The organism is Streptomyces sp. NPDC060205 (assembly GCF_042728395.1).
Taxonomy (GTDB): domain Bacteria; phylum Actinomycetota; class Actinomycetes; order Streptomycetales; family Streptomycetaceae; genus Streptomyces.
Genome location: NZ_JBHWZP010000122.1, coordinates 1 through 25,071 on the forward strand (window position 1 = coordinate 1; position 25,071 = coordinate 25,071).

Sequence of the window (25,071 nt, forward strand, 5' to 3'; positions counted from 1 at the left end):
TACCGCTCCGCCGCCGCCGCGCTCCGCGAAGCCGCCCGCGACGACGAGGCACTCGCCCTGCAGATCCCCAGCGACGGCAGCCAGCGCGAACTGCGTTCCATCCTCGACTGGCTGGACTCCGCGGGCGTCGAGGCCGACGAACTCACCGTGCACACCCCCGACTTGGACGACGTCTTCTTCGCCCTGACCGGCGACACCACCGTCCCCGGCCAGACCGGCCGGACCAGCCGGACCACCACCTCCGACCAGACCACCGCGTCCGACCAGACCAAGGAGACCGTCCGATGAGCACCCTCTCCCTCGCCGCCCGCGACTCGAAGACCATGCTGTGGCGCAACCTGCGGCACGTACGCCGCTATCCCTCCATGACCCTCAACCTGCTGCTCACGCCGATCATGCTGCTGCTGCTCTTCGTCTACGTCTTCGGAGGCGCGATGAGCGCGGGCCTCGGCACCGGCGCCGACCGCTCCGACTACATCGCGTACGTCGTCCCCGGCCTGCTGCTGATGACGGTCGGCAGCACCGTGATCGGGGCCGCGATCTCCGTGTCCATGGACATGAACGAAGGGCTCATCGCCCGCTTCCGCACGATGGCGGTCTACCGCGGCTCCGTGCTCATCGGGCACGTCGCGGGCAGCGTGCTGCAGGTGCTCGCCAGCCTGGTCCTCGTCAGTGTCGTCGCCGTGGCCATCGGCTTCCGCTCCGTGGACGCCACGGCCCTGGAGTGGCTTGCGGCGTTCGGACTGGTCACGCTGTTCGCCCTGGCCCTCACCTGGATCGCGGTCGGCATGGGCATGGCCAGCCCGAACCCCGAGGCCGCCAGCAACATGGCGACGCCGCTGATCCTCCTGCCGCTCGTCTCCAGCGCCTTCATCCCGGCCGACACCATGCCGGGCTGGTTCCGGCCGATCGCCGAGTACCAGCCCTTCACCCCGGCCATCGAGACCCTGCGCGGGCTGCTGCTCGGCACCGGGATCGGCAACAACGGGTGGATCGCGGTCGCCTGGTGCGTGGGCCTGACCGTGCTCGGCTACCGCTGGTCGACGGCGCGCTTCAACCGCGACCCCGAGTAGGCGCCATGACCGCGCGGGCCGCCTCCCGCAACTCGTCCCGCCCCAGGGCGGCGTACTCCGACACCGCGTCGGCGTACGCCGCCCCGTCGGCTTCCCGGGCCACCCGCCGGGCGCGCTCCGCCGACATCGTCGGCTGGTAGTCGCGCAGCACCCGCAGCCGTTCGGCCAGCGCGACCATCCGGACGGCCGAGACGTCACCGGAGACGTCACCCGACCCGTCACAGGAGACGTCACCGGCGACGTCACCGGCGACGATCCCCGCCACGCCGAGGGCGTGCAGCACCGTCCCGAGGACGGGCAGGTCCATGGGCGAGCCGGCCGGCACGGAGAGCATGGTCCGCAGTCCCTGCCGCAGCCGGGCGACGGGTTCCGCGACGAGTTCGAGGCGGCCGGCGTACGCGTGCGCGGTCACCGCCGCCGACTGCATCTGCAGCACCCACCGGTCCAGGAAGGGATCGCCGTCGTGCATCGGGCCCGCGCCGGTCACCCCGTCCACGGCGCCGCGCCACAGGCCGAGCCCGACCTCGGTGAGTCCGCGGGCGAGCGCGATCTCGGCGCGGGCACCGTAGTCGGCGTTGTACGAGTCGTCGTTCCGTGTGATGCCGACGGCCTCCGCCTGCCGCAGCCAGTGCTCGGCCTCGTCGGGGTCGCCGCGCTGCAGACAGGCGAGGACCAGGCCGCCGCGTACGCCGATGGAGTCGTGTGCGTCGCCGAGCCGCGGCAGGGCCTCCAGTGCCGCCTTGAGATGCCCGTACGCGGCGTCCCCCCGCTCCGTCTGGAGGTACAGCTCGCTGAGCCGGGCGTGGCCCAGGACCTGGAGGAAGGGGTTGTCGACCGGCGCGAGCGCTTCGATGACCCGGCGGGCCGAGGCGAGCGCGCGGTCGATGTCGTGCTCGTACTCCCAGACGTAGGTGGCGGCGCATTCGGCGACACCGGCGAGCAGCGGCCGCTCGTCGGCACACAGTTCCCGCAGGACGTCGTAGTCGGGGGCCCGCATCGCCGGGACGGCGCCGAGCACCACCGCGATGGCCCGCAGCAGTGTGTCCGGCGGGGCCGCGGGGAGCCGCCGGAGGGTGACGAGCTGGCGTACGGCGACGGGGCCGTACCCCATGAACACGCTCACCGTGCACAGCACCGCCGCCGCGCGCGCGACTTCGACGTACGCGGGTTCGGGGTGGTAGTGCGACAGGGGCGGGCCGGTGTCGGCGGCGAGGGCGGCGAGGCGCGGGTAGTTGGAGCCGGTGGACCACAGGGCGGTCAGGACGGCGGTGAGGGCGGCGACGGTGGGGCCGTCGTCCCGGGCCAGGGCGTACCGCAGGGCCGCCACGAGGTTGTCCTGCTCGGTCCTGATCCGCTCCCAGGCGGTGCGTGGTTCCGGGCCGAAGATCCAGTCGTGGTACGTGACTCCGAAGTCCCGTGCCCAGGCGAGGAACCGGCCGACGGCCCTCTCCTCCTCGCCCGCCTCGGCGCACCGGGCCGCGCTGAACTCCCGTACGGTCTCCAGCATGGCGAAGCGCACGCCGACCGGGGTGTCGGTGACGGTGAGCAGCGACTGCCCGGCCAGTTGTTCCAGCAGGAACAGCGCGTCCTCGCCGAGGACCCGTTCCACCGCTTCGCCCGAGAACCCGCCGGGGAAGACGGACAGGGTGCGCAGGGCGGCCCTGGCCTCCTCGTCGAGGAGGTTCCAGCTCCAGTCGACGACGGCGTGCAGGGTGCGGTGGCGTTCGGGCACGTTCCGGGTTCCGCCGCGCAGCAGCGCGAAGCGGTCGCCGAGGCGGCGGGCTATCTCCTGCACCGTGAGGACGCGTACCCGCGCGGCGGCCAGTTCCACGGCGAGGGGCAGTCCGTCGAGGTGGCGGCACAGCTCGGCCACGGCGTCCGGCGGCAGCTGCACACCGGGCCGGGCGGCCCGCGCCCGCTGGGTGAACAGCTCGACCGAGGTGTCGAGTCCGAGTTCCGGCAGCGCGTACACCGCTTCCGACGTGAGGCCGAGCGGGGCCCGGCTGGTGACGAGGACCCGCAGGTCCTTCGAGGACGACACCAGCGCCTGTACGAGGTCGGCGGCGCCCCGGACGACCTGTTCGCAGTTGTCGAGGACCAGCAGGGCGGGTCCGGAGCCGAGCACGCCGAGGATGCCGGACACCGGGCCGGCCGCGGTGTGGGCGGCCATGGCACCGTGGCGTCCCTCGCCCGCGCCGAGCGCGGAGGCCACCTCGGCGCTCACGTCGTCGTCCGCGGTGACGGCGGCGAGCGGCACGAAGTACACGACGCGCTGTTCGGCCCGGCGGCTGACGGCGTGCGCGAGCCGGGTCTTGCCGAGGCCGCCGGGGCCGACGACGGTGACGGCGCGGGAGGCCGCCAGCAGCCGCCCCACCGCGGCGATGTCCTCCTCGCGCCCCAGCAGGGGGTTCGGCTCGTGCGGCACGCCGTGTCTGACCACGGGTTCCTCGCCGCGCAGCAACTCCCGTTGTACGGACTTGAGTCCGGCGCCCGGTTCCGTACCCAGCCGGTCGCGCAGTTCACGGCGGTACGCCTCGTAGCGGGTCAGCGCGGCGGAGGGGCCCGCCGTCGCCGCTTCGCCGCGCAGCAGTTCGGCGAGCACCTCCTCGTCGCGCGGCTGCCCGGCGTCGACGGCGGCCAGTGGTTCGGCGGCCTCCGCGTGGCGTCCGAGGCGGGCGAGGGCGAGGGCCCGCGCGCGGACGAGCGTGCCGTGGACGGGGGCGCGTTCGGCGCGCAGCGCGGCCACCGGGTCGTCGGGGTCGCCGTCCTGGTCCGGGGTGCCCGGCCACAACGCGAGCCCGGCGTCGGCGGCGGCCAGGGACGCCGCGTGGTCGCCGGCCCTGGCCCGGTCGGCGCTCGCGGCGGCGTGCAGCAGCAGGGCGGAGCTGTCGACCCGGTCCTCGGCGAGGCCCAGCCGGTATCCGGCCGGGGTGCTGACGACGAGGTCGGCGCCCAGGTGCGCGCGGGCCCGGGACACGAGGACCTGCAGTGCCTTCCCGGGCCGCTCCGGCAGTTCGTCGGGCTGCCACAGCCCGGCCACCAGCCGCTCGGTGCTGCATCCCGTGCGCGGGTCGCCCGCGAGGAGCGCGAGGAGGGCCCGCAGCCGGGGCGCGGTGACCTCCTGCCCGCGACAGGCGACACGCGGCAACAGGATCAGGTCGATGGTCACGCGTGCACAGTAGCCAAAGCCGGTGGCCGGGGCCCGGCCGCCGGAGCCCCGGCCGCGGCCTCGCCCTCGCCCTCGGCCTCGGCCTCGCCCTCGTCTAGTCGCGGCGCCGGAACAGCCGCTTCAGTCCGTAGACGACGGCGAAGGCGACGGCGAGGGCAATGGCGCCCATCTTGAAGTTGCCGTTCGCCCCGTCGTCGCCGCCGTCCGCGGAACTGCCGCCGCCGGAGGAGGACTTGCCGTCCGAACCGCCTCCCGGCACGCTCCCCGCCTCGACGGAACTCCCGCTGCCCTCACTCCCGTACAGCAGGGTGGATCCGTCGGGCGTGTACGTCATCGACTCGCCCTGCCGCTGCAACGGCACGTTCAACTGCGCCTGCCGCTTGGGCTTCCCGTTGTTCCACTTGTACGCGATACCGCCGAAGTAGCCGCGTACGGCGAGCTGCTTGCCGTCGGGTGAGAAGGCGCCGTCGGTGACCCAGAGGCCGATGTCCGCGGTGCGCCTGAAGGTGTTGGTGCCGGAGGCGGACAGTTCGGCGGGCCCCTCGTACAGGCCGCCGCCGTCCTCGTTCTTCGAGACGATGTAGACCCGGCCGGTCCTGGGGTGCACCATCAGCGCCTCGGCGTCCCGGGCCCCGTCCGCGTACTTCACGTCGTACTGCGTGGCGCGGACGGTCTGGTCCTTGAGCTCCTTCGGCTCGGGCAGCTCGTAGATCCACACGTGGTCCCAGGTGCCGCCGAGGTTGTCGCCGATGTCGCCGACGTACAGATGGCCGTTCGGCCCCATGGAGATGGCCTCGACGTCCCGGGGCCGTCCGACGCCCGTCATGGTGACGGTCGCGACGGTCTTGCCGGTCCTGCTGTCGACGGCGTAGAGGAAGGCGCCGTCGTCGCTGTCGTTGTGGGTCCAGTAGACGCCGGGGTGGGCCCGGGAAGCGACGAGCCCGCTGGACTCGGTGATCCGCGGGTCCTCGATGGTGAAACCCTCCGACCCGTCCGATCCGTCGCCGTCGGCGGCGGCGATGGCGGGAGCGGATGCGGCGGGCAGGGCGAGCACCCCGGCGAGCAGGGCCCCGGCAAGGAGAACGAACGAGCGACGCATGCCCCCAGCCTGCCACCCCGCCGCCGGTTCGGCGGGCGCGTGTCCAGCTTCACATCCCGTCGGACCCCGCCTGTGCCGGTGATCGTCCATCATGAGCGGATGCTCAGGTTCATGCCCGTCGGTGATTCCATGACGATCGGAAGCGCCGGCGAACACACGTGGCGCTACCGCATGTGGCAGCACCTGCGCGCGACGCACGGGGCCCCGTTCCAGATCGTCGGCCCCCGGGGCGCCCTGTACGACAAGACGACGGGCGCGGCCGACTCGTACGAGTACGCGGACCCGGACCCGGACTTCCCTCGCGCCCACCTCGCCGGCTGGGGCGAGGGCTGGTACCACCTGAGCCCGCTGATAGCCGACGCGGTACGGGTGTCGCGGGCGGACGTCCTCCTGGTCTCGCTGGGCCTGATAGACCTCGGCTTCTACACGAACGCGCTCCAGACGTCGGAGAACGTCCGCGCGTTCGTCGCCGCAGCCCGCTCGGCCAACCCCCACATCTCCATGGCCCTCCTCCCCGTGATCCCGAACATCAGGGCGGAGACGGACGCGCCCTTCGCCCGGGAGGTCGCCGCCTTCAACGACCTCCTGGCCAAAACGACGGCGGACCTGGACGAGCCGGGCTCCCCCCTCCTCCTGGCCTCACTCCCCCACGGCTACGACATTCACACGGACACGTACGACGGCACCCACCCCAACGCGTCGGGCGAACACAAACTGGCGGCGGCGTACGCGGACGCGATGCACCAGGCCTGGGGCGTGGGCGCCCCCTACACCTCCCACCTGGCCGAATCGGCCTGACCGGATCCACCGGTCTCCTGGTCACCGTGCGTATCGTTGTACCGCGCGGTTGTACTCGTCCGAGGGCAGCCGGGGAGGAGCGCCACGATGACCATCCTGGAAGACAGGATCGAGATGGCTGACAAGAACATCGAGCACCTGGACCAGTGGTTCGCGCGGCTTGAGCGGATGCCCGTCCCCGAGGGAATCAAGGTTGAGATCGTCGGGGGTGACGTCTTCATGACGCCGCAGCGAAGCGCCCATTGGCACATCATCCGGAGGATCACCAGGGCTCTGGAGGACAGGTTCGGCATGGACGTCGAGGCACTGTCCGACGTGCGGATCGACTTCCCCGGTCACGAGAACGGTTTCTGCCCCGACGTGGTGAAGCTGCGCGAAGGGGCGGAGGAGGACTCTACAGGCCATTGGCTCTATCAAGATGTCGAGTTCGTCGCCGAGGTCATCTCCAAAGGCACCGCCCCCAACGACTACGGCCCCAAGAAGACCGCGTACGCCGTCGCCGACGTCCCCGTCTATCTCATCGTCGATCCGTACCAGGGCAAGTGCCACCTCTACACCCAGCCCAAGGACGGGGAGTACCACACGGAACTCTCCGTCACTTTCGGCGCGGACATCGACATGACGAACACGATCGTCGACCTCACGCTGAAGACGGCCGAGTTCCCCCGGGGCTGAACCCGGACCCGTCCGGCCCGTCGAAACGGGTTCCGCACCCCGTGCCCGCGTGGCACCATCTCCGGCCGTGGAGTGGTCGAGTCTGATCGGGACGGGACTGGGGGCCGTGCTGGGGGTGGGGGCCACCCTCATCGGTGAACAGGTGCGCTGGCGGCGCACCACCAAAGACACCAGGCTGCAGGACCTGCGGAACCTGTTCGTGGACTGCCTCGTCTCCTTCCGCCGGGCCCACGAGGCGATGCGACTGGCTGCGGACGAGGAGCATCCGAGCCCGCAGGCGAGAGCGGCCGGCATCCGGCAGGTGTTCCAGGCATCGGGCTGCGACGAGGCACGGGAGCGGGTGGTCCTGACCGCGACCGACGAGGTCGTGTCCGCGGTGGACGCGGCGTACGCCTCGCTCCGTGACCTCCGCGAGGTACCCGCGGCCGGCGCCACGGTACCGACACCGGACTACCAGGCGGCCGGTCGGGCCCACAGCCGCACGATGGCAGCCGCTCGTGAGGCCTTCCGCCGTCACCTCAACGCCTCGGACTCCTGACTGCGGCCTTCCACGAGGCCTGGGCTGTCTCACTTGCTCTCCGCAGGCTCCGGTGTCACAGTGGGTTCCGCGAAGAACTGCCAGATGCTGATCATGGCGATGATCTGGGCGATCAGGTAGGCAACCTGCAGCGAGTAGTAGCGCATCTGGTAGACCGACAGCAGCAGCCCGAGACGGCTCTGCCAGTAGCGTCGTTCGCCCTGGAACGTATCGAGGTCGAACGCGATTCCGGTGACCGTGAGGACGAACAGCATTGCCGAGACGTGCAGAGCGAGGTTGCTGACGCTTTCACCGGTGAACCAGGAGAGCAGGGCATCGAGCCCGGCGGGCAGCGCGAACGCGAGCGTGACCGGGATCGCTTTCACCGCTCCGCGCCGCCCCGGAAGCACCCGCCACAACGCCCCCAGCACGAACCCGGCCCCGGCCCAAGTGACCATCCAGTACATGAAGATGAGCACCATGCCCGGGAATCCGAACTGATCGGAAAGGGTGGACTCCCACGCTTCCCCCCGGACCGTCCACACCCAGGTGGTGAGGGCGGCGGCCGGCAGCCCGGGTATCAGTGCCAGGCGGGCAGCCCTGCTGCCGTTGGCCCACCAGGTGTCACGCGGCCCCAGCGCCAGAGCCGCGTCCACCACGGACACCTTCGGCGGCAGCCGGTCGGAGGTGGTCAATACGCCGCCTGCGGGCCAGTCGTGCAGATCACTCAGGTTTGCTTCCTCGTCCTCCCGCACTGGGGGTTGGTCACCGAAAAGGCCTTGGTCGAGACGGCGCAGAGCGGCATGGGTCTCGCGATATGTGCGGGCCCTGGACAGCAGTTCGATACGGACGCCGACATCCAGGATCGCGGCGAGAGAGTGGTTGGACTTCGCGAGAGGCTGCGCCAGGACGGAGCGGCGGACGAACAGGGTGACTGCCCCGTAGAGGGCCAGCATGTGCAGGGGTATCCACACGCTTACGGGAAGAAGGACGCCCAGGGGATAGCCGCCGGCCATCCCCACCCCAACGGGAAAGAAGGTGAGAAACAACAGCCGTTCAGCCCTGTCACCGGCTCTGTCCAGCGGCGACAGGGCGGAGGAGATGTGCCAGGTACGAAGCGCGGCCAACGCGGCCACCGCGCTCAGCATCCACAGATTTCCGCAGATCCAGTCCTGCCCGTTGGAAACGGACCACATCGCGTCCCAGAGCAGGTTGCTCCGGTGGTCCTTGCCGTAGTCAGCATCCATGGGGTCGCTCAACCAGGTGGCGCGCTGCCAACTGCGCTCATGCGTCAACGCGGCGCACACAGCGATGATCACGGTCGCCCCCAAGACAGCCGGCAGGGCCATGCGCAGCCGCAGGACCCGGTCCGCACCAGGGTTCTTGCGGCTCTCTGGAAGTAGTTGTCCGTCGGTGGCGAGCCGCCAGGCGGCGGCGACGAGAGCGAGCAGGGTCATCGCCATGACACAGCAGGCGGAGGCCGTCTGCGCTGCGAGCGCCTTGTCCGAGGCGGTATAGACGTATTCCATCGGCTGAGGGCGCAACGGACGCAGATCGAACTGCTCAGGCCACTTCATCTCTGCGAGCGGCAGTAGGCCCAGCAGGCCGACCGCGGTCCAGATTCGTTGCGGCGGCCTGCCGAGGAGCAGCAGCAGAACGACGACCGTCAGAGCGAAGCCGTGACCGTGAAAGATCCACTCGTCGAGCCACCGACCGTCTCTCCTTCGCTGCACGTACGGGTCGATCAGGTCGTCCGCGAGTGTCACTGCCGTAACGGCTACGGCACACCAGGCCCACGCGATCAGATTGCGCCGAGTACGTCGCTGCCTGTCGGTGGGCGTGGTGGAACGCGCTCCATAGCCTCGGGCCGCGACCAAGAAGAGGGCAGAAACGACGATCGTCCACAGCCAGTTGCCGGCCGTCCCCATACCCAAGGCTATGAGCCTGCTGTTCTGCGCGGCCCAGGAACGCTGCCACGAGGGCCGGAGCCAGACGGTCACAGACGGCACCGACGGCTCTTCCGCCTTCTGTCGACGCGAGGAAACCTTCTCTTCAGCCTCGCCCTTCGCCGCCTCTGTCGTCTTCGCTGCTGCCTTCTTCTGCTGTCGTACGGCTTCGGGACGCCATACAAGAGCTGTGGTTCCCTGTCCCACATAGGGCTTCGGTTTCGCCGACTCGGCTCCCGGCGCCCCCGGGTCCGCCGTGATCCGCTCCCACCGGGCACCGGCAAGCGCGGGCGGTGCCTGAAGTCGTACGAGCCACCGATCGGCGCCGGTTCGTACGCTCCACACGCCGACCTCGATGTCGGACCGGTACTGGTCGACCCATGAGTGCGCCTTGTCGACGACCTTGACGCGCCCGCCCTTCGACACCACCACGGGGTTGCCGACCCGCCACTCCGCCCAGTGCCGCTGCTGCTTCTTCTGCTCACTCCTGGTGAGGCAGGCCATGGCTCTGATGTACCGACGGCTGTCCTCGCTGAGCAGCAGATCCTGCGCCAGGGGCCAACTCGCTGGCACATCGACCGTCAGCCTGGTGACGACCTTGGTGTACGTCCGGTCGTCGTGCTGAAACTCCACCGAGGTGCTGACCCGCGCCTCGGCTAGCCGGGCACTCTCACAGGCATCGCCCCGCGTCGGCTCGGCCGCCCGAGCTGCCTCCGGCGCAATGAGCCCGCACAGCAGGCCCACGAGCACCGACACTGCCCATCTGAAAGCACGGGTCCTCACCAGACGCCCCCCGACTGAATCCGTGGCGCACATCATGACCCATGCCACTGACATTTGCCGAAGCCGCTTGATAACCAACACCTTTGACCAACAGGGCTGTTGTGGGCCGCCGAGCGAGCCAGTCAGACTTGTGTCCGCCCCACCATCAGCACCTTGATCGCCACTCGTGTGCCATCGATCTCGTACGTGACCCGGTACGCGCCCACCCGCAGCCGTCTCAGGTCGGTGCCTCCGAGCTTGCTGCTTTCGGGCGGTTCGGGCTGGAGGGCGAGGGCGTTGATCGCCTGGACCAGGGGCTTGATGGCCTCTCCGTCGCGCGACTTGAGGCGTCGTAGGCCGGCCGCCGCAGCCGGTTCCCAGATGATCGTGAGCCTCATGAGGCCTTGCCCCTCAGCATGTCCTCGACCTCGGCCTGCGTGAGTGTTCCGCCGTCGGTCGACTTCGCTCGCAGCGCGGTCGCGAGGTCGGCGAAGTCGATCGCGAGAGCCTGGGCGTCGACGTCCGGGGCGGCGTCGACGAGCGCCTGCGTCCACCAGTGGTCGAGGAACGCCTCGAAGGCGGAACCCTCGGAGAGGGTCGCCAGTTCGGCGTCGAGGTCCGGCAGCCGGTCGGGGCGGACGGCGGCCCGGATGCCCTCAAGGTTGCGCGGAACCACCTGCCCGCCGAAGCCCACGGCCTCACGCGCCTCCTGAACGATGTCGCTCCATGCCGCCATGTCCCTGCTCCTCTTCGAGGCCGCCTTCTCCGCTGCGGCAGCAGCGTATGACGCGCTACCCACCGGAGACGCACTCTTCTACACGCGTCCGCCACTGGGCGGAGAGCGTGCGCGAGAGCGGTTGGAGTGTCGCCTCGTACGCGGCGGCCGTGCGGCAGCGGAGGCAGTGGGTTTCGTCGGAGCGGGGGCGGAAGACGTGTTCGGTGCCTGGGCCCGGGCAGGTCACCAAGGTTTGGCGGGGCGGGGCGGCGGGCCGCTCCGGCTGCGGGGCCGGAGTGAGCACCTTCGCCGCTGGGAGTTTCTGGAGCAGGCGGTGGCGCAGGAAGCCGACGGCCGAGCGGATGCCGTCCGCGGGCAGGCCCGTCGTCAGGGCGCGGCGGAGGTCGGCCGCCGTGACGCCTCTGCGCAGCCATTCCGCCGCCGCGCCCGCCAGCAGCCTGGCCTCGCGCACTCCCAGGAGCAGATCCCGGTTCACATACCGCAGGGACAGCAACACGCCCTCCGCCTCCGCGAGATCGGGCGGCGTCTGACCTCCGGTGTGGTCTTCGGGTGGGGGGTGGGGAAGGTTCTTCTCTTCTTGTTCTTCTTCTTTTGGGGGAGAGTCACCGACCGTCCGTTCACTCGGTCCGCCGACCGTCGGTGGGCGCTCACTCGGTGGCACCGGTGGCGCGACGGCCACCGCCTCCCCCGTGCGGGCCCCGGCCGCCTCCTCACGCGTAAGGGTGACGTTGGCGAGGAGCTGTTCCGTGACCCAGCGGCCCCGCGCGCCCTGCTCACGCCACTCGTGCAAGTAGCCGCATTCGGCGAGGAGTTGTTTGGCCTTCTGGTAGGCCCGGCCCTTCATGCCCAGCCTGCCCGCGTGTTCGCTGAGCGGCCTGGGGTCGGCGCCCTCCGGCAGTCCCTGCACGTACAGCAGCAGGATCTTCGCGTCGCTGTTGAGACGCGAGTGCCGTACGACGTCGTGTGAAGCCTTCGTGTAGCGCCGGACCGGCGCGATAGCATGGCGGAGCATTTCTGGTGGACCTTGGTCTTCCACTGGCAGTGAAGGTCCTCGGGTGGTGTTGGTAGCACCTCCGGGGACCGCTCCGCATGCGAGCGCACACAGAGTGTGATGTCGCGATCACGGTACATGACTGATCACGCGGCTCACGACCTCCGCCAGCAACCCCGCCTCCACGAAAGGCACTTCGGGCGTCGGCTCCGACCGCCAGTCCAACGGCCAGGTCAGCCCGCCCATCGCGGGCACCCCCACATACGCCCAGCCCCGCGCGTCCCGGCCCAGCGCCCGCACGCCGCTCGGCCAGCGGCGACCGGTGGCACTTTGCGGGGGCAACAGGAAGTACATGTACCTGCATCCCGTTGACCCACGGACGATCGGGCCGGCCTGAAAGTCCGTGAACTGGATGAGCTCGTACGCCACTTGCTCTGCGAGGACGCCCGCGATGCGTACGGCGTCGAAGTGGATACCGGCATGACGGAGGCCGTGGCCGGAGGCCGGGATCCAGGGATGCACCCTGACCGGTGCGGTTTCCGAATTCATGGAGCAAATGCTTACGGCCGCTCACATACTGTGACCAGGGTTACGCGGGGTCCGTGCACGTCTGTGCACTTGGGGAGGTCGTTGTGCACACCAGTGAACAGAGCTCCAGCAACCTGGAGATGTTCGGCTCGTTGCTGCGGTTCTTCCGCGAACGGGCCGGGATGACCCTGGAGGGGTTGGGTGGGCAGGTCGGCTATTCCAAGTCCCAAGTGGCAATGGTGGAGCGAGGTGAACGGCCTCCCAAGGGACGACTCGTCGCGACCGCGGATGAGGCACTAGGTGCACAAGGTGCACTTCTCGCGGCGGGCAAACAGTTGCAGACCAGTCGCTTCCCCACATGGTTCGAGGACTACGCCGAGTTGGAAGCGAAGGCCGCCGCCATCAGCATGTACGCGAACCATGTGGTTCCCGGGATGCTCCAGGCGGAGGGATACGCGCGGGCGATCTTCAACTGTCACTGCCCGCCGTTGGAGGACGACGAGGTCGAGGCCCGAGTGTCGGCCCGCCTCGAACGTCAGAAAGTCCTGCAGCGCAAGCCCGCGCCGCTCGTCGACTTCGTACTGGAGGAGCACACGCTGACGCGACCTCTGGGCGGCCCCGCGGCTCTCAAAGAGCAGCTGAGCCACATGCTTGAACTCGGGCAACGGCGCAACGTCGGGATCCAGGTGATGCCGCACGATCGCGAGGTCCACGCCGGTCTGAACGGGCCGATGATTCTGGTGGAGACCGCCGAGCGCGACCGACTCGCATACGTCGAGGGCCCGGGCGGAGGCTACTTCGTGGACCAACAGCCCAACCTGGGGGACCTTTTCGCGCAGTATGGCATTCTGCGAGCTCAGGCACTCAGCCCCGAGGAGTCGACGAAGTTGATCGAACGAGTGGCGGACGCACTATGAACACGGACCTCAAGTGGTTCAAAAGCAGCTACAGCGGCAGCCAGGGCGGCGAATGCCTGGAGATAGCCATACCCCAGACCACCACCTCCCTCCCCACGATCCCCACCATCCACATCCGCGACTCGAAAAACTCTGCCGCTCCCACCCTCACCGTCGCCCCGGCGGCATGGACCGCATTCCTCCCGTACGCGGCCACGTACGGAAGTGGTCGCGACGACTGACGAGGATTTGGTCGCCTGAATCTTCGCCCGGTGAGCTCCGAACTCGAAGACGCCTCGGACCCGTCGGACCCGTCAGGCCCGATGCCACGCCAGATCCGACATCACCGCGACCGGCAAGGACGGATTCGACGCCGCCGCTTCCGCCACCTGCCAGTCCGTGTCCGTGAGCAGTTCCGTGATGACCGGTGGCGGGAGAGCCGGGTGAGCGGCGGCTATCGGTCGGGCCTGCCGGTCCGCCAGGCAGGCGAGCAGCACGGCGGCGGGCGCCGCAGAATGCCGGGCTATCTCGCGGAACGCCTTCTGCACCGGTGGTTCGTGCCGGGTCAGTTCCTCCAGCAGGGCCGGGGTCGCGTCCGGATTGGTCGCCACCTTGGCCAGGACACGTACGCCGTGGCGTTCGACCATGGCCCGCAACTGCGCCTCGCTGAGGCCGGGGTGGGGAGCCACGGCTTTGACCACCTTCGCGTCGGGGTCGTCGGCCAGCCGGTCGCGTATCCCCGGCGGTAGGTCCCGTCGGTGGGCCACGAGCATGCGGGCCGCCGGGTCCGGTGACGACGCCAGGTCCTCGATCTCGGCCGGTGAGGCGGCGGCGATGCGGGGCAGCAGGGTGTTGCCCGCCTTAGCGGTTCCGGCCAGGCGAGTGAGTACGTCGAGGGGTACACGCGGATGGTGCGCGAGCGCGCGGCGCACCGCCGGGTCGCGGTCGTCGGCCATCACCCGGATCAGAGCCTCGTCGAGCGCGGGATTCTCCGCGAGGTCGGCGCGGATACCGGGAGCCGGGTCCGCGGCAAGCCGCACGTACGCCTGCCGGGGCAGGTCCTGGCGGATGGCTAGCGCCCAGCGCAGCAGCATCGACGGGTGGTCCGCGAAAACGGCGACCGACTCGACCGGGGTGGCGGGGTTGCGGAGCGCCGCCTCCCACGTGCGGTGACCGGTGGACTCGTGGGAACCGTCGCAGGAAGCACCGGCCGGCAGATCGCAGTCGGGGCGCGAGCACTGCGGATCGTGGACGAAGGGGATCTCCTCGCGGTCGCAGACCAGGCAGTGGCGCGCGGCCGGTTGTCCCGCTCCCGTGAGCAGGGCCGCAAGCGTGGCGGGCGGGGTCGCCTCGTTGGCCGCCACCGACCGGCGCACCTCGGCGTGCGGATGCGTCGCGAGCCTCGCGGTCACGTCCGGGGCCGTCGTCCACAGGGCCAGCTCGGCGACCACGCGTACGTCCGGGTCCGCCGCGAGGGCGTCCACCACATCGGGCGGGAGGCCAGGGCAGGCCGCCAGTTTCTCCCGGCGCTCGCGGATCGGGTCCGCCGCGAGGAGTCGCGCCCACTCCGGGCGGCCGGCGCCCCGGTCGAGCAGGGCGAGGGCCGCGTCGGGCCGGGCCACGGGGTCGATGTCGGCCGCGGTCAACCGGCCCTCGTACGCGAGCCGCATCGCGCTTTCCTCGACCCGCTCGACCAGCGCGACCGCCTGCGCACGGCTGAGGTCCGCGCGACAGGCGAGGTCGTCGGCGACGTCGTCGTCGTCGTCCGCGAGGGATATCAGCCGGTCGACCAGCTCGGACGGCAGGGCCGGATTGGCGGCGAGCCCGCTCAGGAGGTGATGCACGCAGGCATCCTGCCCGGAACACGGACGGCGAGTTCGGTATTTTCCGGCGCGGCCGTGCCACCGGCCGCGCCGCGCTCCCCGCTCCCCGCCCCCGTTGTCAGACCCTCCCCCTACGCTTCGGATCACCGTCAACGCGGCCCCTGGCGCCGCCCGTTGGAAAGAGTGCCGATCCGTGCGAGTTCTGCCGAAGACCGACGCCGACTATCCGCCCCTGCTGCTGGTGCGTACCGACTACCGCGACGACGAGGCGTGGCAGCGGGTGCTGGCCGCCCTCGACACGCCGTGGGTATTCGACGAGAGCGACGGGGACAACGGCCGCCTCAAGGAGGACATCGTCCGCGTGGACGATCCTGCGTGGGCGGACGCGACCCCCGCCGACGTACTCGCCGCGCTCACCGCGCCCGAGAACGGGGGCGGGGACGGGGACGAGGAGGATGCCGGCGAGTGCGGATGGCCGGTGGTCTTCCTCGCCGACCGTGCCAGCATGGAGGGCGCCAAACCGACACTCCTCGCGGTGAGCCCCGACCCGGAGGAGGAGACCGCGCCGTACCGCATATCGGCCCTGGAGACCCCACACGCGATGCACTGCAACCTCGCCATCGCGAACATGGACTTCGACGAGTTCGGCGACTAGCCCCCGGCCCCGCTCCCGCACCCCGCTCCCGTCGTTCACCGCGGAGCGGGGTGTTGCCTAGAGCGCACTCGACCACGTTGGCTGTGAACCATGAAGTACACGCAGCTGGGACGCACAGGACTCAAGGTCAGCCGACTCGTCCTCGGGACCATGAACTTCGGTCCGCAGACGGACGAGGCCGACAGCCACGCGATCATGGACACGGCCCTGGCCTCGGGCATCAACTTCTTCGACACCGCCAACGTGTACGGCTGGGGCGCGAACAAGGGCCGTACGGAGGAGATCGTCGGCTCCTGGTTCGCCCAGGGCGACGGCCGCCGCGACCGGACCGTGCTCGCCACCAAGGTGTACGGCAACATGGCCGCCGAGGGCGACGCCTGGCCCAACCACGACAAGCTCTCCGCGCTCAACATCCGGCGCGCGGTGGACGCCAGCCTGAAGCGGCTGGGTACCGACTACATCGACGTCTACCAGTTCCACCACATCGACCGCAGCACTCCGTTCGAGGAGATCTGGCAGGCGATCGACGTCCTGATCCAGCAGGGCAAGATCCTGTACGTCGGATCCTCGAACTTCCCCGGCTACAAGATCGCGCAGGCCAACGAGATCGCCGCCCGCCGCGGCGGCACCATCGGCCTCGTCAGCGAGCAGTGCCTCTACAACCTCGCCGAGCGCCGCGCCGAGATGGAGGTCATCCCGGCCGCGCAGGAGTACGGGCTCGGCGTCATCCCGTGGTCGCCGCTGCAGGGCGGTCTGCTGGGCGGCGTCCTCAAGAAGGAGATCCAGGGCGGGCGCCGGGCGAGCGGCCGGGCCGCCGACACCCTCGCCGACCCCGCCGGCCGCGCACGGGTCCAGTCGTACGAGGATCTGCTCGACAAGCACGGCATCGAGCCCGGCGAAGCGGCACTGGCCTGGCTGCTGACGCGCCCCGGCGTCACGGGCCCGATCGTCGGCCCGCGCACGGCCGAACAGCTGGAGTCCGCGCTGCGAGCCGTCGAGCTGGAACTGAGCGACGAGGTCCTGACCGGCCTGGACGAGATCTTCCCGGGCCCGGGCCCGTCCCCGGAGGCCTTCGCCTGGTAGCCGTCACCTGGATATGGGCGCCCCGGCGGGGGCGCCCTGAGGAGGGCCCGGCCAGGGCCCGTCAGGGGCGCGGGGCAGTGTTCATATGCGGCGGCGGCTCCGCCGCGGGGCGCGACCAACCACAGCGGACCGTCGGCCGACGACGGTCCCCCTCGACCGCCCCCCGCAGCGACCGCGTCACCTGCCGACGGCCGCCGCCAGAGCCACCACAACGAACATCAGCACAAGCACACCGGCCATGATCCGGTTCCGCGTCTTCGGGTCCACGCACCGAGCGTAACCGCCCGCCCTCAGGCGACTCCGCCTCGGGGTCCGCCGAGGGGCCATCGCTCAAGCACCTCGTACCGCGGCTGCTCCCCCGCCACCCCCGACACCGGCAGCCGGCTCCGCATCAGACACAGCTCGCCCACCGTCCAGGCCCGCCCCTCGAACCCGTCCAGCGCGGACACGTACGGGGCGAGGTCCGCCGACTCGCGGTTGCTGCGCGCCAGGGTGAGGTGTGGCCGGTAGGCCCGGTGCTCCTCCCGCGTCACCCCCGCCCGGCGCCCCGCCGCCACCGCCCGGTCGGCGAGCAGCCGCAGGGTCCGTACGTCCCCCGCGGCGCTCGCCCACAGCGCCCGGCCTCCGAAGCGGCCCCCGCCCCGCAGGGACAGCGGGAAGGGTTCCGTCCGCCGGGCCGACCGCTCCAGCCGGACCGACAGCTCCGGTACGAGCCCCTCGTCGACCTCCCCGTAGAACGCGAGCGTGAAGTGCCACCCGGGCCGGGTGGTCCACCGCAGTCCCTCGCCCGCCCCCGGCAACCGCCGCAGCCCGTCGACCGCCACACCGAGCTCAACCGCGACATCCTCCGGCGGCACCACAGCGGCAAACAGTCTCATGCACCAACCCTGCCAGCTACAGACCAAGCCCAGGGACGCAGCCCCGCCCTTCAGGGGCCCCGGAGGGCAGGGGCGCAGCCCCGCCCCTCAGGGGCCCCCGAGGACAGGGGCGCAGCCCCGTCCTGAGGGGCGCGGGGAACTGCGCGACCAGCCCCCACCGACCCGCAGACTCCGGGGTCGCCCCACAGGCCAGGGGCGCAGCCCCGTCCTTCAGGGGCGCGGGGAACTGCGCGACCAGCCCCCACCGGGCCGGCACCGCACCCGCGGACCCGAGCCCACCCCGATCCGCCGGCCGCCCGGAGGAGAGGGCTACGCCGCCGTAGCCAACACCCGCTCCCGCGGAACGAACCGCACCTGCGGATGCCCGTGATGCCAGCCCACCGACAGCCGCAGGCCGCCCACCCGGGCGAGCGCCAGGCCGACCGTCGCCGCCGCCAGCGCCGAGACGACTCCGCCCATGGCGAAGCCCACCCGGGGCCCGTACGCGTCGGTGATCCAGCCGACCACGGGCGCCCCCAGCGGCGTACCGCCCATGAAGACCATCATGAAGAGCGCCATGACCCGGCCGCGCATGGCGGGGTCGGTGCCCATCTGGACGGCGGTGTTGGCCGTGACATTGACGGTCAGGCCGGCCATCCCGATGGGGACCATCAGCGCGGCGAAGAGCCAGTACGACGGGGCCAGCGAGGCCACGATCTCCAGGACGCCGAAGGCCACGGCGGCGGCGATCAGCACGCGCAGCCGCGCCGTGCCGCGCCGGGCGGCGAGCAGCGCGCCCGCGACCGAGCCGACGGCCATCAGCGTGTTGAAGAGGCTGTACGCGCCCGCGCCGCCGTGGAAGACGTCGTCGGCGTAGGCCGAGAGCCAGACGGGGAAGTTGAAGCCGAACGTGCCGATGAAGCCGACGAGGACGATCGGCCAGATCAGCTCGGGTCGGCCGGCGACATAGCGCAGGCCCTCGCGGAGCTGGCCCTTGCCGCGCGGGGCGCGCTCGACCTGGTTCAGCTCGCTGGAGCGCATCAGGAGCAGGCCCGCGATGGGCGCGACGAACGACAGCCCGTTGAGCAGGAACGCCCAGCCCGTGCCCACGCCGGTGATCAGCAGGCCCGCGACGGCGGGGCCGACCAGCCGGGCGGACTGGAAGTTGGCGGAGTTGAGGCTGACGGCGTTCTGCAGCTGGCCGGGGCCGACCATCTCGGCGACGAAGGACTGCCTGGCCGGGTTGTCGACCACGGTGGCGAGGCCGACGGCGAAGGCGGCGACGTACACGTGCCACACCTGGACGTGTCCGGTCAGGGTCAGGAAGGCGAGCGCGATGCCGGTGAGGCCCATCGCGGTCTGGGTGGCGAGCAGCGTGGGGCGCTTCGGCAGGCGGTCGACGAGGACTCCGCCGTAGAGGCCGAAGAGCAGCATCGGCAGGAACTGCAGGGCCGTGGTGAAACCGACGGCGGCGGACGAGCCGGTGAGGCTCAGCACCAGCCAGTCCTGGGCGATCCGCTGCATCCAGGTGCCGGTGTTCGAGACGACCTGGCCGGTGAAGAACAGCCGGTAGTTCCTGATCTTCAGCGAGCTGAACATCGAGGAGCGGGTCTTGGGGGTGTGCGGGGTGTTGTGGGCGGCAGGTGCGGGGGCGGAGTCTGCTCCGGGTCCCGTACTCAACGGCGTTCGCCTCCTTGCGTGGTGCGTGCGGTGCGGGTGGTGCTGGTGGTGCGTGCTGCCTCACAGGCGTCCGCGGGTGCCCACGGCCGGCAAGCCGGCCGTTCGGAGCGGCCTACAGATGCGCGAGCTTCTCCAGTACGGGGGCGGCTTCGCGGAGCTTGGCCCACTCGTCCTCGTCGAGACCGTCGACGAGGGAGGCCAGCCACGCGTTCCGCTTCGTGCGGCTCTCCGCAAGCATGGCCTCTGCGCGCTCGGTCTGCGTGACGACCTTCTGGCGGCGGTCGTCCGGGTGCGCTTCCAGGCGGACCAGGCCCTTCGCCTCCAGCAGCGCCACGATGCGGGTCATCGAGGGCGGCTGCACGTGCTCCTTGCGGGCGAGTTCGCCCGGTGTGGCCGTGCCGCAGCGGGCGAGGGTGCCCAGGACCGACATCTCGGTCGGGCTCAGCGACTCGTCGACCCGCTGGTGCTTGAGTCGGCGCGACAGACGCATCACGGCGGAGCGCAGGGAGTTCACGGCGGCAACATCGTCGCCATGGGTGAGGTCAGGCATGTTCTTTAGAATAACTCATTACTCTGTCTAAAGACCACCGCGACACCCCGCGAATGACCGTGAGTCCGGCCACTCATGCCCCCACCGACCCCTACTTCACCCAAACGAGTGAGACGGGTGCGGAAAGTGACACAGGACACGCCCCGGCCGCGACCCTCGTACCCATGGGGACCACTGTGCTCAGCCTGCGGATAGACGAGGAGCTGCTCGACCGGCTCCGGCAGCACGCGGCGAAAAGAGGAATGAGCGTCCAGGACTATGTCGTCCGGACGCTCATTCGCGATGACTTCGACATGCGGTTCCAGACCGCGGTCGAGGAGACGGAGAAGTTCTACGGGGTTCCGTAGTCCCTGGGGTCGGCGCTCGGGCCGGACCCCAGGTCGGGATCAGGTCAGGCCCAGCGCCGGCATCAGGTAGTAGAAGGCGAAGACCGCCGACACCACGTACATCGCGACCGGCACGTCCCGGCCGCGCCCGGCCGCCAGCCGCAGCACGACGAACGTGATGAAGCCCATGCCGATGCCGTTCGTGATCGAGTACGTGAACGGCATCATCAGCATCGTCACGAACGCCGGGATCGCGATCGTGTGGTCGGCCCAGTCGATCTGCCGGATGGAGCCGGACAGGATCAGGAAGCCGACCGCGAGCAGCGCCGGGGTGGCGGCCTGCGACGGGACCATCGTGGCGACCGGGGTGAGGAAGAGCGCGACGGCGAACAGCGCGCCGGTGACCACGTTCGCGAAGCCGGTGCGCGCGCCCTCGCCGACGCCCGCCGTGGACTCCACGAAGCAGGTGGTCGCGGACGAGGAGGTCGCACCGCCCGCGGCGACCGCGATGCCGTCGACGAAGAGCACCTTGCTGATGCCCGGCATGTTGCCGTCGGCGTCGGTCAGCTTCGCCTCGTCGCCGATGCCCATGATCGTGCCCATCGCGTCGAAGAAGCACGACAGCAGGACCGTGAAGACGAACAGCACACCGGTCAGTACGCCGACCTTGCCGAAGCCGCCGAACAGGCTGACCTGGCCGACGAGGCCGAAGTCGGGGCTCGCGACCGGGTTGCCGGGCCACTTCGGGGTGGTCAGGCCCCAGGAGGGCACCTTGGCCACGGCATTGATCACCACGGCGACGACCGTCATCGCGACGATCGAGATGAGGATCGCGCCCGGCACCTTGCGCACGATCAGCGCGAGGGTCAGGAGCGTGCCGAGGACGAAGACCAGGACGGGCCAGCCGTTCAGGTGGCCGGTGCCGCCGAGCTGCAGCGGCACGGTCGTCTGGGCGACGTCCGGGATACGGGAGACGAAGCCCGAGTCGACCAGGCCGATCAGCATGATGAACAGGCCGATGCCGATCGCGATGCCCTTGCGCAGGCCGAGCGGTACGGCGTTCATGACGCGCTCGCGCAGACCGGTGGCGACGAGCAGCATGACCACGAGGCCCGCGAGCACCACCATGCCCATCGCGTCGGGCCACGACATCCGGGGCGCCAGCTGGAGCGCGACGACGGTGTTCACGCCTAGGCCGGCCGCGAGGGCGATCGGTACGTTGCCGATGACGCCCATCAGGAGCGTGGTGAACGCAGCGGTCAGCGCGGTCGCGGTGACCAGCTGGCCGTTGTCGAGCTGGTGCCCGTACATGTCCTTCGCGCTGCCCAGGATGATCGGGTTCAGCACGATGATGTAGGCCATCGCGAAGAAGGTGGCGAAACCGCCGCGGATCTCGCGCGGCAGGGTGCTGCCGCGCTCGGAGATCTTGAAGTAGCGGTCGAGGGCGCTGTGGGCGGACGCGGGGTCCGGCGCATCGGGCGCGGAAGCCTTGGCGGGGGCCGAGGTGGGCATCGAGGACCTTTTTGGAGTTTCGTACGAGCAAAAGTGGCCATGGTCAGGCAGATTCAGTATGAACATATGACGGCTTTGGCGCTATCTCCGCGCGTAGACCGGTGGGGCGTCTGCCCTTTCCCGCCCTGCTCGTAAGCTGTCCCCATGGCGAAGTGGACACCGACACACGAGGCACCGGAACCGCTGGAGGGGCCTGTGGTGGCCACCGTCACGGGCGGAGCGATCCTCTGGTTCGTCCTCTTCCTGGTCCAGCTGCCGTTCTACGGCTGGCTCGACGACCACGGGCACCTGTGGTGGATGTGGACGTGCCTGGCGGGGGCGGGGCTGGGCTTGATCGGCATCTGGTACGTCCGGGGCCGCGAAGCGGCTATCCGCCGGGCCGCCACGCCGTCCTCCGCACCGTAGGGGTTGACGTCTCCGGTCGTACGTCCAGTGCGGCCGGGTGGGGGTGACCCGCGCAGTTCCCCGCGCCCCTGAAAACCGGGGCTGCGCCCCAGGTTTTCCCCCATCGATCCCCCGCCCACGACATGCAACGCCCGGCCGCACCCCCCATGGGCGCGGGGAACGGCGCAATCTTTCAGGGGCGCGGGGAACGGCGCAGTCTTTTAGGGGCGCGAGGAACTGCGCGGCCAGCCACGACGGGCCCGCACTCGACATCCGGCCCCGCCCCCTAAGGGCGTAGGCAGCCGCCGTGTACTACCACGGCACCACCCCCGCTCCTCCGCTGGTCGGATCTTGCCGTACTCATCGGGTGAAGCCGCATATCCCCCCGTACCGTCGAAGACATGACGCACATCGACGCGGGCGCCGAACTCGACCCCGTGCACCCCGTCCCCCTGCCCGCGAGCCAAGCACGCGAGAAGGGCCTCACCGCGGCCGAAGTCGCGGAGCGCGTCGCAAGGGGCGAGGTCAACGACGTCCCCGTGCGCAGCAGCCGCTCCGCCGCCGACATCGTCCGGGCCAACGTCTTCACCCGGTTCAACGCCATCATCGGCGTGCTCTGGCTGATCATGCTGTTCGTCGCCCCGTTCCAGGACAGCCTGTTCGGCTACGTGATCCTCGCGAACACCGGCATCGGGATCATCCAGGAACTGCGCGCGAAGAAGACCCTGGACTCCCTCGCGGTGATCGGCGAGTCCCGCCCCACCGTCCGCAGGGACGGCACCGCCATCTCCGTCGGCACCTCCGAGATCGTGCTGGGCGACCTGATCGAGATCGGGCCGGGCGACAAGATCGCCGTGGACGGCGAGTGCGCCGAGGCCGACGGCCTGGAGATCGACGAGTCCCTGCTCACCGGAGAGGCCGACCCGGTCGTCAAGCAGCCCGGCGACCAGGTCATGTCGGGCAGTTTCGTGGTCGCGGGCGGCGGCGCGTTCACCGCGACGAAGGTCGGCCGCGAGGCGTACGCGGCGCAACTCGCCGAGGAGGCGAGCCGTTTCACCCTCGTCCAGTCCGAACTGCGTACCGGCATCTCCACGATCCTCAAGTACGTGACCTGGATGCTGATCCCGGCCGCCGTCGGCCTCGCCATCACGCAACTCGTCAGCAAGGACAACGACTTCAAGGACTCCGTCGCACGCGCCGTCGGCGGCATCGTGCCCATGGTCCCCGAGGGGCTGGTCCTGCTCACCTCGGTCGCCTTCGCGATAGGCGTCGTCCGGCTCGGCCGCAAGCAGTGCCTCGTGCAGGAACTCCCGGCCATCGAGGGCCTCGCCCGTGTCGACACGGTCTGCCTCGACAAGACGGGCACGCTCACCGAGGGCGGCATGGACGTCACCGAGCTGCGCCCACTCGGCGAAGCAGGCGACGAGGCGTACGTGCGCGAGGTGCTGGGCGCCTTCGGTGCGTCCGACCCCCGCCCGAACGCCTCCCTCCAGGCCATCATCGACGCCTACCCGGACAGCGCGGACTGGCGCCGCACGGGCGCGCTGCCCTTCTCCTCCGCGCGCAAGTACAGCGGGGCGTCCTTCGACGAGGGCGGGGACGGAGACGGGAGCGGGGACGGGGGCCGGGTGACCACCTGGCTGCTGGGCGCCCCGGACGTGCTGCTCGCCGACGACGACCCCGTACTCGCCGAGACCGAACAGCTCAACGAGCAGGGGCTACGGGTCCTGCTGCTCGCTCGTGCCGTCCGGGAACTCGACGACCCGCGGGTCCAGGAGGGCGCACGGCCCACCGCGCTCGTCGTCCTGGAACAGCGGCTGCGGCCCGACGCGGCGGACACCCTGCGGTACTTCGACGAGCAGAACGTACGCGCCAAGGTGATCTCCGGCGACAACGCCGTGTCCGTCGGCGCGGTCGCCGCCAAGCTCGGTCTGCCCGGCGCCTCCGCCACGGTCGACGCGCGCCGGCTGCCCGCCGAGCGGGAGGAGATGGCCGAGGCACTGGACCGGGGCTCGGTGTTCGGGCGGGTCACCCCGCAGCAGAAGCGGGACATGGTGGGCGCGCTCCAGTCGCGCGGACACACCGTGGCGATGACCGGCGACGGCGTGAACGACGTGCTCGCCCTCAAGGACGCCGACATCGGTGTCGCGATGGGCTCGGGGTCCGAGGCCACCAAGGCGGTCGCCCAGATCGTGCTGCTCAACAACAGCTTCGCGACGCTGCCCTCGGTGGTCGCGGAGGGCCGCCGGGTGATCGGGAACATCACGCGGGTCGCCACGCTGTTCCTGGTCAAGACGGTGTACTCGGTACTGCTCGCGGTGCTGGTGGTGTGCTGTCAGGTGGAGTACCCGTTCCTGCCGCGGCATCTGACGCTGCTGTCGACGCTGACGATCGGGGTGCCGGCGTTTTTCCTGGCGCTCGCACCCAACAAGGAACGGGCGAAGCCGCACTTCGTCCGCCGGGTGATGCGGTACTCGATCCCGGGCGGGGTGGTGGCGGGGCTGGCCACGTTCACGACGTACCTGCTCGCCCGGCACCACTACTCCGGTGAGGGGGCGCTGGACGCGGAGACCAGCGCGGCGACGCTGACGCTGTTCCTGGTGTCGATGTGGGTGCTGGCGATCGTGGCGCGGCCGTACACGTGGTGGCGGATCGGCCTGGTGGCCGCGATGGGGCTCGGTTTCCTGCTGGTGCTGGTGGTGCCGTGGCTGCAGTCGTTCTTCGCGCTGAAGCTGGTGGGGGCCACGATGCCGTGGACCGCGGTGGGGGTGGCGGTGGTGGGCGCTGCCGTGCTCGAACTGGTGTGGCGCTGGGTGGACCGCCGCTTTCCCGTCTAGCCGCGGCTCCCTTGGCGGGTGCGGGGCGGTGGGCGGGTGCGGGGCGGTGGGGGCCGGCCGCGCCGTTCCCCGCGCCCCTAAAGACCAAAAGACTGCGCAGTCCCCCGCGCCCCTGAAAGCCTCCCCGCGTCCCGGAGACGCCGACGGCCCCACGCCAAGTGGTTGGCGTGGGGC

The 25,071-nt window shown here is 70.5% G+C and carries 23 protein-coding genes and 1 pseudogene; 12 read left to right on the forward strand and 12 right to left on the reverse strand.

Translation table 11 applies throughout. The annotated features are described in order from the left end of the window. Positions 1 to 288, forward strand: a pseudogene (locus ACFWGJ_RS21920) (ABC transporter); the annotation flags it as partial. Continuing rightward, on the forward strand, positions 285 to 1,073 hold the full coding sequence (locus tag ACFWGJ_RS21925) for an ABC transporter permease (protein ID WP_387327032.1): 789 nt from the start codon (positions 285 to 287) through the stop codon (positions 1,071 to 1,073). The pseudogene ACFWGJ_RS21920 and the gene ACFWGJ_RS21925, both read left to right, overlap by 4 nt. Here ACFWGJ_RS21925 and ACFWGJ_RS21930 read toward each other — a convergent pair. Together ACFWGJ_RS21930 and ACFWGJ_RS21935 are read right to left on the reverse strand one after the other, a co-directional pair. Continuing rightward, positions 1,054 to 4,242, reverse strand: a complete 3,189-nt coding sequence (locus tag ACFWGJ_RS21930) for an ATP-binding protein (protein WP_387327034.1) — start codon at positions 4,240 to 4,242, stop codon at positions 1,054 to 1,056. The genes ACFWGJ_RS21925 and ACFWGJ_RS21930 overlap by 20 nt on opposite strands. Before the next feature lie 94 nt (positions 4,243 to 4,336). Continuing rightward, a complete protein-coding gene (locus ACFWGJ_RS21935; RefSeq protein WP_381833413.1) occupies positions 4,337 to 5,341 on the reverse strand; it encodes a WD40 repeat domain-containing protein in 1,005 nt (334 codons plus the stop codon). A gap of 99 nt (positions 5,342 to 5,440) precedes the next feature. Here ACFWGJ_RS21935 and ACFWGJ_RS21940 point away from each other — a divergent pair, with 99 nt between their 5' ends. The 3 genes from ACFWGJ_RS21940 (at position 5,441) to ACFWGJ_RS21950 (ending at position 7,352) form a co-directional block, all read left to right on the forward strand. Beyond that, a complete protein-coding gene (locus ACFWGJ_RS21940) occupies positions 5,441 to 6,139 on the forward strand; it encodes a GDSL-type esterase/lipase family protein (RefSeq protein WP_387327036.1) in 699 nt (232 codons plus the stop codon). 87 nt (positions 6,140 to 6,226) lie between these two features. Next, a complete protein-coding gene (locus ACFWGJ_RS21945) occupies positions 6,227 to 6,814 on the forward strand; it encodes a Uma2 family endonuclease (RefSeq protein ID WP_387327037.1) in 588 nt (195 codons plus the stop codon). 49 nt (positions 6,815 to 6,863) lie between these two features. Then, a complete protein-coding gene (locus ACFWGJ_RS21950) occupies positions 6,864 to 7,352 on the forward strand; it encodes a hypothetical protein (protein ID WP_387327038.1) in 489 nt (162 codons plus the stop codon). A 29-nt stretch (positions 7,353 to 7,381) separates the two neighbouring features. On the opposite strand, the gene ACFWGJ_RS21955 is transcribed toward ACFWGJ_RS21950, so the two are convergent. The 5 genes from ACFWGJ_RS21955 to ACFWGJ_RS21975 form a co-directional block, all read right to left on the reverse strand. Beyond that, positions 7,382 to 10,033: a DUF6185 family protein gene (locus ACFWGJ_RS21955; protein WP_387327039.1), complete on the reverse strand. Its 2,652-nt coding sequence runs from the start codon at positions 10,031 to 10,033 to the stop codon at positions 7,382 to 7,384. Positions 10,034 to 10,182: 149 nt separating this feature from the next. After that, positions 10,183 to 10,437: a type II toxin-antitoxin system RelE/ParE family toxin gene (locus ACFWGJ_RS21960; RefSeq protein WP_107015374.1), complete on the reverse strand. Its 255-nt coding sequence runs from the start codon at positions 10,435 to 10,437 to the stop codon at positions 10,183 to 10,185. After that, a complete protein-coding gene (locus ACFWGJ_RS21965; RefSeq protein ID WP_387327040.1) occupies positions 10,434 to 10,775 on the reverse strand; it encodes a hypothetical protein in 342 nt (113 codons plus the stop codon). Before ACFWGJ_RS21965 ends, ACFWGJ_RS21960 begins: the two co-directional genes overlap by 4 nt. Positions 10,776 to 10,830: 55 nt before the next feature. Next, the gene (locus tag ACFWGJ_RS21970) at positions 10,831 to 11,787 is read right to left on the reverse strand and encodes a hypothetical protein (RefSeq protein WP_387327042.1); all 957 of its coding nucleotides are present in this window, start codon (positions 11,785 to 11,787) and stop codon (positions 10,831 to 10,833) included. Between the two features lie 108 nt (positions 11,788 to 11,895). Continuing rightward, positions 11,896 to 12,315 (reverse strand): hypothetical protein, encoded by a 420-nt coding sequence (locus tag ACFWGJ_RS21975; protein WP_381834015.1) that lies wholly within the window; start codon positions 12,313 to 12,315, stop codon positions 11,896 to 11,898. An 83-nt stretch (positions 12,316 to 12,398) separates the two neighbouring features. Here ACFWGJ_RS21975 and ACFWGJ_RS21980 point away from each other — a divergent pair, with 83 nt between their 5' ends. Together ACFWGJ_RS21980 and ACFWGJ_RS21985 are read left to right on the forward strand one after the other, a co-directional pair. Further along, positions 12,399 to 13,211: a helix-turn-helix domain-containing protein gene (locus ACFWGJ_RS21980; protein ID WP_387327043.1), complete on the forward strand. Its 813-nt coding sequence runs from the start codon at positions 12,399 to 12,401 to the stop codon at positions 13,209 to 13,211. After that, positions 13,208 to 13,432: a DUF397 domain-containing protein gene (locus tag ACFWGJ_RS21985; protein ID WP_387327044.1), complete on the forward strand. Its 225-nt coding sequence runs from the start codon at positions 13,208 to 13,210 to the stop codon at positions 13,430 to 13,432. The genes ACFWGJ_RS21980 and ACFWGJ_RS21985 overlap by 4 nt, the downstream gene beginning before the upstream one ends. Positions 13,433 to 13,504: 72 nt before the next feature. Here ACFWGJ_RS21985 and ACFWGJ_RS21990 read toward each other — a convergent pair whose 3' ends face one another. Then, complete coding sequence (locus ACFWGJ_RS21990; protein WP_387327045.1) at positions 13,505 to 15,034, reverse strand: hypothetical protein; 1,530 nt, start codon at positions 15,032 to 15,034, stop codon at positions 13,505 to 13,507. Between the two features lie 172 nt (positions 15,035 to 15,206). Here ACFWGJ_RS21990 and ACFWGJ_RS21995 point away from each other — a divergent pair, with 172 nt between their 5' ends. Both ACFWGJ_RS21995 and ACFWGJ_RS22000 read left to right on the forward strand, forming a co-directional pair. Beyond that, a complete protein-coding gene (locus ACFWGJ_RS21995) occupies positions 15,207 to 15,668 on the forward strand; it encodes a DUF6924 domain-containing protein (RefSeq protein WP_387327046.1) in 462 nt (153 codons plus the stop codon). Between the two features lie 90 nt (positions 15,669 to 15,758). After that, positions 15,759 to 16,751, forward strand: a complete 993-nt coding sequence (locus ACFWGJ_RS22000; protein ID WP_387327048.1) for an aldo/keto reductase — start codon at positions 15,759 to 15,761, stop codon at positions 16,749 to 16,751. Positions 16,752 to 17,041: 290 nt separating this feature from the next. Here ACFWGJ_RS22000 and thpR read toward each other — a convergent pair whose 3' ends face one another. The 3 genes from thpR to ACFWGJ_RS22015 form a co-directional block, all read right to left on the reverse strand. Further along, positions 17,042 to 17,629, reverse strand: a complete 588-nt coding sequence (gene thpR / locus ACFWGJ_RS22005) for an RNA 2',3'-cyclic phosphodiesterase (protein ID WP_387327049.1) — start codon at positions 17,627 to 17,629, stop codon at positions 17,042 to 17,044. A 309-nt stretch (positions 17,630 to 17,938) separates the two neighbouring features. Further along, positions 17,939 to 19,288, reverse strand: coding sequence for an MFS transporter (locus ACFWGJ_RS22010; protein ID WP_387327051.1), 1,350 nt, complete (start codon positions 19,286 to 19,288; stop codon positions 17,939 to 17,941). 112 nt (positions 19,289 to 19,400) lie between these two features. Next, positions 19,401 to 19,838, reverse strand: a complete 438-nt coding sequence (locus ACFWGJ_RS22015) for a MarR family winged helix-turn-helix transcriptional regulator (RefSeq protein WP_107015362.1) — start codon at positions 19,836 to 19,838, stop codon at positions 19,401 to 19,403. Positions 19,839 to 20,002: 164 nt separating this feature from the next. Between ACFWGJ_RS22015 and ACFWGJ_RS22020 the strand changes: the two genes are divergently transcribed. Continuing rightward, positions 20,003 to 20,185: a ribbon-helix-helix protein, CopG family gene (locus ACFWGJ_RS22020; RefSeq protein ID WP_387327052.1), complete on the forward strand. Its 183-nt coding sequence runs from the start codon at positions 20,003 to 20,005 to the stop codon at positions 20,183 to 20,185. Between the two features lie 39 nt (positions 20,186 to 20,224). Here the strand turns inward: ACFWGJ_RS22020 and ACFWGJ_RS22025 are convergent, their stop codons facing one another. Further along, a complete protein-coding gene (locus ACFWGJ_RS22025) occupies positions 20,225 to 21,676 on the reverse strand; it encodes an NCS2 family permease (RefSeq protein WP_387327054.1) in 1,452 nt (483 codons plus the stop codon). A 144-nt stretch (positions 21,677 to 21,820) separates the two neighbouring features. Here ACFWGJ_RS22025 and ACFWGJ_RS22030 point away from each other — a divergent pair, with 144 nt between their 5' ends. Further along, positions 21,821 to 22,081, forward strand: coding sequence for a DUF2530 domain-containing protein (locus tag ACFWGJ_RS22030; protein WP_387327056.1), 261 nt, complete (start codon positions 21,821 to 21,823; stop codon positions 22,079 to 22,081). Positions 22,082 to 22,461: 380 nt separating this feature from the next. Further along, complete coding sequence (locus ACFWGJ_RS22035; RefSeq protein ID WP_387327057.1) at positions 22,462 to 24,897, forward strand: HAD-IC family P-type ATPase; 2,436 nt, start codon at positions 22,462 to 22,464, stop codon at positions 24,895 to 24,897. Positions 24,898 to 25,071 lie beyond the last annotated feature (174 nt).